Origin of the sequence: Pandoraea faecigallinarum (genome assembly GCF_001029105.3) — a bacterium.
GTDB lineage: Bacteria > Pseudomonadota > Gammaproteobacteria > Burkholderiales > Burkholderiaceae > Pandoraea > Pandoraea faecigallinarum.
The window spans coordinates 4534399-4547233 of the sequence record NZ_CP011807.3; the positions used below are offsets into that span (position 1 = coordinate 4534399).

Here is a 12835-nt window from a genome sequence, read left to right on the forward strand (position 1 = left end):
GGCTTTGCTGCTGTACCGCCCCACAAAACGCCGCGGGGCAAGCACGGTATTGATGGATCTTGCTTCCCATCACTGACCACTATATGTAGTGGTCGGTGGCCGGATTGGCACTAAGTATAGTGGAGATGACGCACTCCGCAAAATCAAAAATTTGTGTCCCGGGAAGGCCCGCGCCGTCTTCGTGTCAAGCAAAACCTGCCCTTCGGTGAGGGTTAATCGTTTGCCTGAAACGGCAACGTTTCGGGTTCCAACGCGGCCATCCGGCGCAACCGCTGCCACTCGAAATGCGGCCCCGGGTCCGTCTTCCGGCCCGGTGCTATATCGGCATGCCCGGCCACGGCTTGAATCGGATAATGCTCACGCAACACGCGCGTGAGCGCCGCCAGCGTGACGTACTGCGCCGCGGTAAACGGCAGGTCGTCGGTGCCTTCCATTTCAACGCCGATCGAAAAATCGTTACAGCGCGTGCGCCCCTCGAAGGACGACGCGCCCGCATGCCAGGCCCGCGCATCGCACGACACGAACTGTTGCAACGCACCATCTCGCCGCACCAGAAAATGCGAGGAGACGTGCACGCCGCGAATCTCATCGAAAAACGGATGCGCATCGTGATCGAGACGGTTCTGGAAGAACGCGGGAATCTCATTGCCGCCGAACTGCCCTGGCGGCAACGAGATGTTGTGCACGACGAGCAGACCGACCGGCATGCCCTGCGGGCGAGCGTCGAAATTCGGCGACGGCAGACGCTCGGCTTCCCGTACCCAACCTTCGGGATCGAGCGTGAAGACCGGCAGCGGATCCGGCGCGTTCATGCGCCACCTCGCGCAGGCAACGCGCTTGCGCCGTATCCGGTCAACAGGCAGCACGAGCGGAGCAAAACATTAGGGGACGCAGATGACTGGGGCATGACGGGCACAGCGAACTCCCGTAGAGCGAGGGGTGGCATTGTAGCCCACTTGGCGTGACGTCGCCGGTGACCGGCCCGGTGCGCGGACCGTCCGGCAAGTCGACATACGACCAGTGTCACGTGGGGCATCGTCTGAAACAAGCCAAAAAAATAAAAGGAGAATTCCCAAAGAAGAAGCCTCTCGCCGTTCCTGGCCGAGAGGCTTCCGTGGGCGTGTCCACGCCCGGGGATGGCGCCGCTGTCGTGCCGTGCATCGCCTGCAAGGCACGCACACCATCCCGCGCCGCTCACAGGGGCGGCGCCAATGGCCGTTGCCGGCCGGTAAAACCCTCTCCCGCACTGACCCCGAGGTCGTCCCCGATCACGGGAACGCCGGGATCGCCGCCTCGACCCCTTCCATATGGGCCTCGGGGTGGTGTTCCTTGAGCATGTCGCGAATCTCGTCGACGCGGCTCTCGCGCACGTCCACCATCAGCAGGATCATGCCGCGCTCCATCGGTTCACGAAACGCCTTGAGCCGCGAGTTCGGTACCGAGACGCCGATCATGCTCGACACCCAGGCGCCGAACAGCGCGCCGAGCGGTGCGGTCACGATCATCAGTTCCCACTGGGGACGCGTGCCCACGATGGGGAAAAACGCGGCGACCGCACCGACCGCCAGACCACAGAAGCCGCCGATCACGAGCCCGGCTTCTGCGCCGTGCACGATATCGGAAGTCTGTAGCAGGTTAGCCTCGTGCAGTCCCTCCAGATCCATTTCGTCACGTGCCATGAAGTGGATGTGACGCTCCTCGATACGGGCGAGCAACAAGTCGCTCATCGTGCGCTGGGCACTGGCCAGATCGGGAAGAAGGAAATACATCCGTCTGCGCATTAGCATATTGCGCCCTCCTGTCGTCACGCCCTTTCGTTGTCGTTCTTATAGGCGAGGTCGGTAACTGTGTTTTAGTGCATGCGGCAGTCATGCGCAAGCCGCCGCGCCCGTTTGGGCGCCGGGCGCAAACCACGCAGTCGATGACGGTAGACGAGGAAGATGCGCGATGAGGCACGGCGAGATGCCAACGCTGCGCGGGCGAGCCGCGCAACGGGACTCAGACGCGGTGTTCGCGCGCCGCGTACGCCTCGCGATGCGCGGCGCTGCAAAAATGCTTACCGCCCGCACCGGCGACGGACTCGCTCTCGGGCAGATAGGTGTCGCATTCGCTGCATCGCACCATGCACTCGGCGGGCGGCAGCGACTGACGCGCCGCGGTGCGGCCATCGCCGCCGGGCGACGTGCGCATGCGTTCATTGTGTTCCGGGCGCCCGGCATTGCGCTTGCGCTCGTTGTGACGCATCCACCACGTCCCGGCAATCAAGAGCAACAGTAACAGCAGGATATTGCGCATCGCGCTTCAAGTCTCCGTCATGCGATGCAGCACCACCTCAAGCACGAAGCGAGAACCGACATACGCCAGCAACAGCGCCACGAACGACGCCAGAACCCAACGCAGCGCGACCTTGCCGCGCCACCCGTAAAAATGCCGGCCGAGCAGCACCGCGCCGAACATCAGCCACGACACCACGGCGAACACGGTCTTGTGATCGATACGTACTGCGCGCCCGAAAAGCGCCTCGGAGAACATCACGCCCGAGATCAGCGTGAGCGTGAGCAGCACGAAGCCGGCGCCGATGAGGCGGAACAGCAATTTCTCCATCGTGAGCAGCGGCGGCAGCGTCTCGAGCCAGCGCGACAGCCAGCCTGTCGCCTCGCTGCTGCGCGACGGATGCAGTTGGCGCTCGGCATAGATCATCAGCAAAGCGTGCAGCGCCGCCAGCGCGAACAATCCATAGGCCATGTTGGCGATGATGAAATGCGCCTTGAAAATCGGATCGGCCGCAAAGCCGAGAATGCGCACGTCCGGAAAAACCATGGGCAGCACACAGGCGACGGCGGCCACGGGTGTGACCATCAGCCGCAGGCTGTCGAGCGGAAAGAAGAAGCTTTCGATCCAGTAGATGCCGACCGAGAGCCACAACATGGCCGAGAGCATGTATGCGAAACCGAAGTGCATGCTCTGCGCGCGGAAGATGGTCTGATGCAGCAGCACCCCATGCAACACGAGCACGACGAACAGCGAAAGCTGCATCGGCCAGCGCGAGGGCGTGCCTGCGACAGGCGCAGGCGCGATCTGCCCGCCCGCGAGAGCGAGCGCGGCGTCGCGCCGGTAACCGTGCCACGAGCAAACCGCCAGCCCGGCGTAGAGGATGGCGGTCAGCGCATACAGTAAAATAGTCATGTTTGAAGTTTACACCAGCCCAAGAGGGGCGCGCTGCCGTGCTTGTCACCACCGTCAACAGCCCATGAGACGGCAGGGAGGCGGGCAAACAAGGCCGCTGCGGGTCTTACAGGATACGTTTCATGCTCGACAATCTCACTACGCGGCTTGCCAAAGTCGTCAAGACGCTGCGCGGCGAAGCCCGGCTGACCGAGGCCAACACGCAGGAAATGCTGCGCGAAGTGCGCCTCGCCCTGCTCGAGGCCGACGTCGCGCTGCCGGTGGTGCGCGATTTCATCGCCAAAGTGAAGGAAAAGGCCCTCGGTGAGGAAGTCATTTCCAGCCTTTCGCCGGGTCAGGCCCTCGTCGGCGTGGTGCAGCGCGAGCTCACTGCCCTCATGGGCGGCGATTACGAAGGCCGCGCCGCCGAACTCAATCTGGCTACGACCCCGCCCGCCATCATTCTGATGGCCGGTTTGCAGGGCGCGGGCAAGACGACCACCGTCGGTAAGCTCGCCAAACTGCTGCGTGCCCAGAAGAAGAAAGTACTCACGGTTTCCACCGACGTCTACCGTCCCGCCGCTATCGCCCAGCTGGAGACGGTCACGAAGCAGGTCGATGCCGACTTCTTCCCGTCCCAACCCGATCAGAAGCCGGTCGACATCGCGCGTGCGGCCGTCGACTGGGCGCGTCGCCATCACCACGAAGTGCTCCTCGTCGACACGGCCGGCCGTCTGGGTATCGACGAAGCGATGATGCAGGAAATCAGCGCCCTGCACGCCGAACTGAAACCGATCGAAACGCTGTTCGTCGTCGACGCCATGCTGGGTCAGGACGCCGTGAATACCGCCCGCGCCTTCAACGAGGCGCTGCCGCTCACCGGCGTGGTCCTTACCAAGCTCGACGGCGACTCGCGCGGCGGTGCCGCGCTGTCGGTGCGTCACATCACCGGCAAACCGATCAAGTTCGTGGGTGTGGGCGAAAAGCTCGATGGCCTCGAAGTCTTCCACCCGGACCGCATGGCGAACCGGATTCTCGGCATGGGCGACATTCTCGCTCTGGTCGAGGAAGCGCAACGCGGCGTCGACGTTCAGGCCGCGCAGAAGCTCGCCGACAAGGTCAAGAAAGGCGGTGACTTCGATCTGAACGACTTCAAGGCGCAAATCGGTCAGATGAAGAAGATGGGCGGCCTGTCGTCGCTCATGGACAAGCTGCCCGCCCAGTTCCAGGCGGCGGCGAGCCAGACGAACATGGACCAGGCCGAGAAGCAGGTGCGCCGCATGGAGGGCATCATCAATTCGATGACGCCCGCCGAGCGCGCCAAGCCCGAACTGATCAAGGCGAGCCGCAAGCGCCGCATTGCCGCCGGCGCGGGCGTTCAGGTACAGGAAGTCAACCGCATGCTCAATCAATACGACCAGATGCGCACCATGATGAAGAAACTCAAAGGCGGTGGCATGATGAAGATGATGCGCAGCATGAAGGGCATGATGCCTGGGATGCGCTGATCCGCGTCCGATGGCATCCGGCCTCGCACGGCCTTGCCAGACCTCGATTCCCCCGCAACACCGTTCCACAGGGTCGCCCCATATGAACCGCGAAGAAGCCCTCGAAGTATTCCGTAATTCCGAAGAAATCGTCACCGCCGACGAAGTCAACCGATCCGTCGACACCATGGCCAAGGCCATCAAGGAGGCCATTGGCGACGAATTTCCGATGGTGCTGTCGGTCATGGGCGGCGCCGCCGTCTTCACCGGCATGCTCCTGCCGCGCCTGGACTTCCCGCTCGAATTCGATTACATCCACCTCTCGCGCTACAACAACACCACCACCGGCGGTGCGATGCAGTGGCGTGTGGCGCCGCGCGACTCGGTGCGTGATCGTGTGGTCCTCGTGCTCGACGACATCCTGGACGAAGGCGCCACCATGGCCGCGATTCGTGACCGCATTCTGGAGATGGGCGCATCGAAGTTCTACAGCGCCGTGCTCTGCGAGAAGCTGCTGACGAAAGAAAAGCCGTCGCATCCGGATTTCTGTGGCTTTACCGTGCCGGATCGCTACGTCTTCGGTTGTGGCATGGACGCGAAGGGTTACTGGCGCAACCTGCCCGCCATTCGCGCGCTGACGACGCCGCGCTAAGCGATTCAGGCAGTTCGGGCGCCCCAGGCGACTTTGGGCGGCCGGCGCGGCCTGGACAGGACATCGCCCCCTGGCGCGTCCAACCCACTCACCTCGTCGAATCACCCCGCGCCGGACTGAAACGCGAAAGGGACCCTCTCCGGGTCCCTCAGATTGCTGACAAACCCTCGCCAAGTGCGAGGGTTTTGTTTTTTAATAGCAGGATGCTAAAGATCCCGACGCCCACGCAGCACGAACTCGAGATGGTGACGCTCGAGGAACTCGTGCCGAAGGACCACCTGCTGCGCCAGATCGACGCGGCAGTGGATTTCGAATTCATCCGCGAAAAGGTCGCGCATCTGTACTGCGCAGACAACGGTCGTCCGGCGCTCGATCCGGTGGTGATGTTCAAGCTGCTGTTCATCGGCTACCTGTTTGGAGTGCGCAGTGAGCGGCAGTTGATGCGCGAGGTCCAGGTCAACGTCGCCTATCGGTGGTTCGCCCGGTTTCGGCTGACCGACAAGGTGCCGGATGCGTCGACGTTCTCACAGAATCGCCGCCGACGCTTCACGGACACGACGGTGTATCAGGAGATCTTCGACGAGATCGTGCGCCAGGCGATGGGCCGTGGTCTGGTCGATGGCCGGGTGCTGTACACCGACAGCACGCACCTGAAAGCCAACGCGAACAAGAACAAATTCGACGTGGTAAAGCTGGAACAGACGCCTGCGGCCTATCTGGAGAAGCTCAATGCGGCAGTGGATGCGGACCGGGCCGCGCATGGCAAGAAGCCGCTGAATCGCGACGGCGATGAGCCGCCGTCGAGCAAGGACACCAAGATTAGCCGGACCGATCCGGACAGCGGCTACATGGTGCGGGACGACAAGCCGAAGGGGTTCTTCTATCTGGACCACCGCACGGTGGACGCGAAGCACGCGATCATCACCGATACGCATGTGACGCCGGCCTCGGTGCACGACAGCCAGCCGTATCTGGAGCGGCTGGATCGACAGCGCGAGCGCTTTGAGTTCAAGGTGGAAGCGGTGGGGCTGGATGCTGGCTACTTCACGCCGGCGGTGTGCCAGGGGCTCGAGGAGCGGGAGATTGCCGGGGTGATGGGCTATCGCACGCCGAACCACAAGCCGGGGCTGTTCTACAAACGGCAGTTCCAGTACGACGCGTACCGCAACGAGTACGTGTGCCCGCAGGGACAGGCGCTGCCGTACAGCACGACTAACCGGCTCGGCTATCGGGAATACAAATCCGATGCTCGGATATGCCGGTGCTGCCCGGTACGAGCACAGTGCACGAACAGTGCCAACGCGGTGAAGGTGGTGACGCGCCATGTCTGGGAGCGCGCCAAGGAGCGGGTGGATGCGAGGCGGCTGAGCGAGTGGGGGCGACGCATTTACGCGCGGCGCAAGGAGACGGTGGAACGCAGCTTCGCCGATGCCAAGCAACTGCATGGGCATCGCTATGCGCGCATGCGCGGGCTGCGCAAGGTGGCCGAGCAGTGCTTGTTGGCTGCGGCGGCGCAGAACATCAAGAAAATTGCGATGCTGGTGGCGCGCCTACGGGCGCGTTTAGGCGAGCGTTCGTACCTCTGGCGCCCGTTTCGGTGGCTCATGAGCGTCCTGAGGGCTTGTCTCTCAATGTGCGCGCCCTTACGCTGCCCATTCGCCCTTGCCTAAAAGCCAAAAACCCCTCGCTCCGAAAAACGAGGGGTTCGTCAGCAATCTGAGGGACCCTCTCCGGGTCCCTCTTCTTTTGCGCCGACGTGCGCTGCGCTCCCACGCCTTCGCTCGCATGGGCCGGGATCAGAACTGGTGGACGAAGATCTTCACGCCCTTGAGGATCATCTCGACCGAGATCGCCACCAGAATCAGCCCCATGAGGCGCTCGAACGCAGCCACCACGCGCGAGCCCAGCCACCGCTCGATGCGATCGGCAAGCAGCAGCACGATCGCGCAAACGAGCATCGTCACGCTTAGCGCTGTCATCCATTCGAGCATGCGTCCCGGCTGCTGCGAGACGAGCAGCATGACGGTCGCGAGCGCCGACGGGCCGGCCAGCGCCGGGATCGCGAGCGGCACGATGAGCGGCTCGCCGGCATCCGGTAACGAACCGCTGTCCGGGCGAGGAAAGATCATCCGCAACGCAATCAGGAACAGCACGATCCCGCCCGCCAATTGCAACGACAGGTCGGTGAGACTCATCATGCGCAGGAAACGCTCGCCAACGAGCATGAAGATCAGCAGGATCGCGAATGCAATCAATACCTCCCGCAGAATCACGCGCGAGCGTCGGCTGGCCGGCACGTTCTTCAGCGCATTCACGAAGATGGGGATATTGCCGAACGGATCGGTAATGAGCAGCAGCAGTACGGTGGCCGACGCAAACGTATATTCCATACGAACGACGCTTTCCAGATCACAGACGTAAAACGGCAGCCGCCGAAGCGACTGCCGTCAGGTAATGCCGTTCGAAGCGAGGCAGCTAGGCAGCTAGGTGCGGTGACGCCGTGCAGATGCGCATCGGCACGGCGTCACCCCGCCGCCGTTCAGACGCCCTTGGCAGCGCGCACCTTGCCGGCCACGACATCAGCGACGCCGGCGGCGTCGAGCAGTTGGGCTTCAGTGTCGCGACGGCCCTGATACTCGATCTTGCCTTCCTTCAGGCCACGCTCGCCGATCACCACGCGATGCGGCACACCGATCAGTTCCCAGTCGGCGAACATGACCCCCGGACGCTCGCCACGGTCGTCGAGAATCACGTCGATGCCAGCGGCAAGCAGTTCTTCGTACAGCTTGTCGGCGGCAGCGCGCACCGCGTCGCTGCGCTCGTAGCCCATCGGGCAAAGCACCACTTCGAACGGCGCGATCGCTTCCGGCCAGATGATGCCGCGTTCGTCGAAGTTCTGCTCGATGGCCGCACCGAGAATCCGGGTGATGCCGATACCGTAGCAGCCCATTTCCATCGGTGCCGGCTTGCCGGTCTCGTCGAGGAAGGTGGCGTTCATGGCATCCGAATATTTCGTGCCCAGCTGGAACACGTGACCGACTTCGATGCCGCGGCACAGCGCGATCTCACCCTTGCCGTCCGGCGAGGCGTCGCCCGGCACGACGTTGCGCAGATCGGCCACGACTTCCGGCTCCGGCAGATCGCGGCCCCAGTTCACGCCCGTGATGTGGAAGTCCTTCTCGTTCGCCCCGACGACGAAGTCGCTCATATGCGCCACACTGCGGTCGACCACGAGCTTCACCGGCTTTTTCGTACCGATCGGGCCGAGGTAGCCCGGCGGTGTGCCGAACCACTCGACAATTTCCGCCTCGCTGGCAAAACGCAACTCCGCGAGCCCCGGCACCTTGCTCGCCTTGATCTCGTTGAGGTCGTGATCGCCGCGCAGCAACAACAACCAGAGGGTCGTGCCGGCTTCGTCGTCGGTGGCCAGCACGATCGATTTGACCGTACGTTGCAACGGAATCGAGAGCAATTCGGCGACCGCTTCACACTTGGCCTTGCCCGGCGTCGCCGTCTTCGTCATCGCTTCGGTGGGTGCGGCACGCTCGCCTTGGGGCGGCAGCGCCTCGGCCATTTCCACGTTCGCGGCATAGTCCGACGTCGGGCAATAGGCGATGGCGTCTTCACCGGTTTCGGCAATGACGTGGAATTCATGCGAGCCCGACCCGCCGATGGAGCCGTTGTCGGCCATCACCGCACGGAATTCGAGCCCCAGACGGGTGAAGATGCGCACGTAGGCATCGAACATCTTCTGGTAAGACACTTGCAGACCGGCGCGATCCTTGTCGAAGGAGTAGGCGTCCTTCATGATGAATTCGCGCCCGCGCATCACGCCGAAACGCGGACGGATTTCGTCGCGGAACTTCGTCTGCACCTGATAGAAGTTCACCGGCAGTTGGCGATAGCTCTTGATCTCGCGACGCGCGATGTCCGTCACGACTTCCTCGTGGGTCGGACCGACCACGAATTCGCGCTCGTTACGGTCTTTCAGGCGCAGCAGTTCCGGACCGTACTTCACCCAGCGGCCCGACTCCTGCCACAGTTCCGCCGGCTGCACAGCCGGCATGAGCAACTCCAGCGCACCGGCGCGATTCATTTCTTCACGGACGATGGCTTCGACCTTGCGGATCGAGCGCAGGCCGATCGGCAGGTAATCATAGATACCGCCGGCAACGCGACGAATCATGCCGGCACGCATCATCAGCTTGTGGCTGACGATTTCGGCGTCGGCGGGAGCTTCCTTGAGGGTGCCGATGAAGAAACGAGAGGCTTTCATGCAGATTTCCGGGAAAAAATAGGGTCAACGGCGCACGCGGCGGTTCGGTCGGCTGCGCCGGGGCGAGGCCGGGGCGCACGATGATGTCTTCGCAGCCCCTGAGACTCCCGCCGGCCGTACGCGCCGCCCCGGTTACCCGAGCCGCCGCCGGCCGCCGCGCCGGTGATTATCTGTTTATAATCGAAACAATTTTAAAGGATTCAAGGGTGGTTGTATGCTGGACCGTGAAGGCTTTCGCCCGAACGTCGGCATCATCCTCTTAAACGCACGCAATGAAGTGTTCTGGGGCAAGCGGCTGGGCGAGCACTCCTGGCAGTTCCCGCAAGGCGGCATCAAGTACGGCGAAACGCCGGAACAGGCCATGTTCCGAGAATTGCACGAGGAAACCGGGCTAAAGCCAGAACACGTCAAAATCATCGGTCGCACACGCGACTGGCTGCGTTATGAGGTGCCGGACAAGTTCATCAAACGCGAAGTGCGCGGACATTACCGGGGCCAGAAACAGATCTGGTTCCTGCTGCGCATGGTCGGTCGCGACTGCGATATTTGCCTTCGCGCCACCGATCATCCGGAGTTCGACGCCTGGCGCTGGAACGAATACTGGGTGCCGCTCGACGCGGTGATCGAGTTCAAGCGCGAGGTCTATCAACTCGCACTGAACGAACTCTCGCGTTATTTGCGGCGCTCGGCCGCCCGTGCCCAGCAGGACCGGCGGCGGTTTCCGCGCGCCGGGGCACGCGTGGGCGAAATGCCGCCGGGTGCCACCGACGCATCGCAGGGGCAGAACGACAACTTCGGCAGCGGCGACTGCAGCGGTACGACCGAACCGGCTGCCAATGCAGGTAACGCTGACAATGTCGACGTCCAGCACCGCCGGGACCACTGAACCGGGTGGCTGCCGGGCTGTCTCATCACCGGACGCGGGCATCACGCCCGCGCCCGCTTTCTTTCGAACTCTCGACCACATTCCCATGCGTCCTTCCCTTCCCCGCCGCGCTCCGCGCCTGGTCACGCTCGTCGGTCTGGCCGCGCTCGCGCTGATCTCCGCTTGCAGCAGCACGTCGCAGCCCGTTCAGGACTTTGACGAATACCTGGCTCAACAGGAGGCAAACAAGGGCAAATGGAAGGAAGCGGAATTCAAGCTGCCGACCGCCGCGCCGCAGGACGCCGATCTGATCAGCTTCCCCACGCTGCCCAATTCGTCGCTCGATTACGCCATCGACGCGAAGTCCATCGAAGTCACGCGTGAAGACGGTGTGATTCGTTACGTCGCCGTTATCCGCAGCAAGGAAGGCGCGCGCAACGTCTCGTACGAAGGCATGCACTGCGCGACGTTCGAATCGCGTCTGTATGCCACCGGCCGCCCGGACGGCACCTGGGTGCCGGCGCGCAACAGCGAATGGCGCCCGATCAAGCCTTACGGTTCGACCGCCTATCAGGGCATTCTCTATCGCGATTTCCTCTGCCAGGACAAGACCCCGTACGGCACCGCCAAGGACATCGTGCAGAACCTGCGTTATCCGACAACGCCCGCCGCCTATCGTTGAGCTCCCAACCGGCGGGACGATGTCCCTCCGGCGCCCCCGCCGACGTCGGCGCGAGCGCATCACCGAAAAAAACGCCGGTCACGAAACCGGCGTCAGATTGCTGACAAACCCTCGCCAAGTGCGAGGGTTTTGTTTTTTAATAGCAGGATGCTAAAGATCCCGACGCCCACGCAGCACGAACTCGAGATGGTGACGCTCGAGGAACTCGTGCCGAAGGACCACCTGCTGCGCCAGATCGACGCGGCAGTGGATTTCGAATTCATCCGCGAAAAGGTCGCGCATCTGTACTGCGCAGACAACGGTCGTCCGGCGCTCGATCCGGTGGTGATGTTCAAGCTGCTGTTCATCGGCTACCTGTTTGGAGTGCGCAGTGAGCGGCAGTTGATGCGCGAGGTCCAGGTCAACGTCGCCTATCGGTGGTTCGCCCGGTTTCGGCTGACCGACAAGGTGCCGGATGCGTCGACGTTCTCACAGAATCGCCGCCGACGCTTCACGGACACGACGGTGTATCAGGAGATCTTCGACGAGATCGTGCGCCAGGCGATGGGCCGTGGTCTGGTCGATGGCCGGGTGCTGTACACCGACAGCACGCACCTGAAAGCCAACGCGAACAAGAACAAATTCGACGTGGTAAAGCTGGAACAGACGCCTGCGGCCTATCTGGAGAAGCTCAATGCGGCAGTGGATGCGGACCGGGCCGCGCATGGCAAGAAGCCGCTGAATCGCGACGGCGATGAGCCGCCGTCGAGCAAGGACACCAAGATTAGCCGGACCGATCCGGACAGCGGCTACATGGTGCGGGACGACAAGCCGAAGGGGTTCTTCTATCTGGACCACCGCACGGTGGACGCGAAGCACGCGATCATCACCGATACGCATGTGACGCCGGCCTCGGTGCACGACAGCCAGCCGTATCTGGAGCGGCTGGATCGACAGCGCGAGCGCTTTGAGTTCAAGGTGGAAGCGGTGGGGCTGGATGCTGGCTACTTCACGCCGGCGGTGTGCCAGGGGCTCGAGGAGCGGGAGATTGCCGGGGTGATGGGCTATCGCACGCCGAACCACAAGCCGGGGCTGTTCTACAAACGGCAGTTCCAGTACGACGCGTACCGCAACGAGTACGTGTGCCCGCAGGGACAGGCGCTGCCGTACAGCACGACTAACCGGCTCGGCTATCGGGAATACAAATCCGATGCTCGGATATGCCGGTGCTGCCCGGTACGAGCACAGTGCACGAACAGTGCCAACGCGGTGAAGGTGGTGACGCGCCATGTCTGGGAGCGCGCCAAGGAGCGGGTGGATGCGAGGCGGCTGAGCGAGTGGGGGCGACGCATTTACGCGCGGCGCAAGGAGACGGTGGAACGCAGCTTCGCCGATGCCAAGCAACTGCATGGGCATCGCTATGCGCGCATGCGCGGGCTGCGCAAGGTGGCCGAGCAGTGCTTGTTGGCTGCGGCGGCGCAGAACATCAAGAAAATTGCGATGCTGGTGGCGCGCCTACGGGCGCGTTTAGGCGAGCGTTCGTACCTCTGGCGCCCGTTTCGGTGGCTCATGAGCGTCCTGAGGGCTTGTCTCTCAATGTGCGCGCCCTTACGCTGCCCATTCGCCCTTGCCTAAAAGCCAAAAACCCCTCGCTCCGAAAAACGAGGGGTTCGTCAGCAATCTGACGCCGGTCACGAAACCGGCGTTTTTTACCCTCTGACCGCCCTCG

The 12835-nt window shown here is 63.0% G+C and carries 12 protein-coding genes; 6 read left to right on the forward strand and 6 right to left on the reverse strand.

Annotated elements, in window-relative coordinates; genetic code table 11:
* Positions 1-212 precede the first annotated feature (212 nt).
* From ampD to AB870_RS19940, 4 genes are all read right to left on the reverse strand, one after another.
* The gene (gene ampD / locus AB870_RS19925) at positions 213-812 is read right to left on the reverse strand and encodes a 1,6-anhydro-N-acetylmuramyl-L-alanine amidase AmpD (protein WP_047906023.1); all 600 of its coding nucleotides are present in this window, start codon (positions 810-812) and stop codon (positions 213-215) included.
* Positions 813-1268: 456 nt separating this feature from the next.
* Positions 1269-1781: a DUF1269 domain-containing protein gene (locus tag AB870_RS19930; RefSeq protein ID WP_044457135.1), complete on the reverse strand. Its 513-nt coding sequence runs from the start codon at positions 1779-1781 to the stop codon at positions 1269-1271.
* A 217-nt stretch (positions 1782-1998) separates the two neighbouring features.
* Complete coding sequence (locus AB870_RS19935; protein WP_047906024.1) at positions 1999-2295, reverse strand: PP0621 family protein; 297 nt, start codon at positions 2293-2295, stop codon at positions 1999-2001.
* A 6-nt stretch (positions 2296-2301) separates the two neighbouring features.
* Positions 2302-3186 carry a cytochrome C assembly family protein gene (locus AB870_RS19940; RefSeq protein WP_047906025.1) on the reverse strand — a complete coding sequence of 295 codons (885 nt, stop codon included), beginning with the start codon at positions 3184-3186 and terminating at the stop codon, positions 2302-2304.
* A 122-nt stretch (positions 3187-3308) separates the two neighbouring features.
* Here AB870_RS19940 and ffh point away from each other — a divergent pair, with 122 nt between their 5' ends.
* From ffh to AB870_RS19955, 3 genes are all read left to right on the forward strand, one after another.
* A complete protein-coding gene (gene ffh / locus AB870_RS19945; protein WP_047906026.1) occupies positions 3309-4673 on the forward strand; it encodes a signal recognition particle protein in 1365 nt (454 codons plus the stop codon).
* An 82-nt stretch (positions 4674-4755) separates the two neighbouring features.
* Positions 4756-5304 carry a hypoxanthine-guanine phosphoribosyltransferase gene (locus AB870_RS19950; protein WP_047906027.1) on the forward strand — a complete coding sequence of 183 codons (549 nt, stop codon included), beginning with the start codon at positions 4756-4758 and terminating at the stop codon, positions 5302-5304.
* Between the two features lie 203 nt (positions 5305-5507).
* Positions 5508-6974 (forward strand): IS1182 family transposase, encoded by a 1467-nt coding sequence (locus tag AB870_RS19955; RefSeq protein WP_157112225.1) that lies wholly within the window; start codon positions 5508-5510, stop codon positions 6972-6974.
* Positions 6975-7100: 126 nt separating this feature from the next.
* Here AB870_RS19955 and AB870_RS19960 read toward each other — a convergent pair whose 3' ends face one another.
* Positions 7101-7694: a MarC family protein gene (locus tag AB870_RS19960; protein WP_047906028.1), complete on the reverse strand. Its 594-nt coding sequence runs from the start codon at positions 7692-7694 to the stop codon at positions 7101-7103.
* Positions 7695-7843: 149 nt separating this feature from the next.
* Complete coding sequence (locus AB870_RS19965; RefSeq protein ID WP_047906029.1) at positions 7844-9580, reverse strand: proline--tRNA ligase; 1737 nt, start codon at positions 9578-9580, stop codon at positions 7844-7846.
* A gap of 214 nt (positions 9581-9794) precedes the next feature.
* Here AB870_RS19965 and AB870_RS19970 point away from each other — a divergent pair, with 214 nt between their 5' ends.
* From AB870_RS19970 to AB870_RS19980, 3 genes are all read left to right on the forward strand, one after another.
* Entirely contained in the window at positions 9795-10466 is a 672-nt protein-coding gene (locus AB870_RS19970; RefSeq protein ID WP_084664225.1) for an RNA pyrophosphohydrolase, read from the forward strand.
* 85 nt (positions 10467-10551) lie between these two features.
* The gene (locus AB870_RS19975; RefSeq protein WP_053059452.1) at positions 10552-11127 is read left to right on the forward strand and encodes a CNP1-like family protein; all 576 of its coding nucleotides are present in this window, start codon (positions 10552-10554) and stop codon (positions 11125-11127) included.
* A gap of 147 nt (positions 11128-11274) precedes the next feature.
* Positions 11275-12741: an IS1182 family transposase gene (locus AB870_RS19980; protein WP_157112225.1), complete on the forward strand. Its 1467-nt coding sequence runs from the start codon at positions 11275-11277 to the stop codon at positions 12739-12741.
* Positions 12742-12835: the final 94 nt, after the last annotated feature.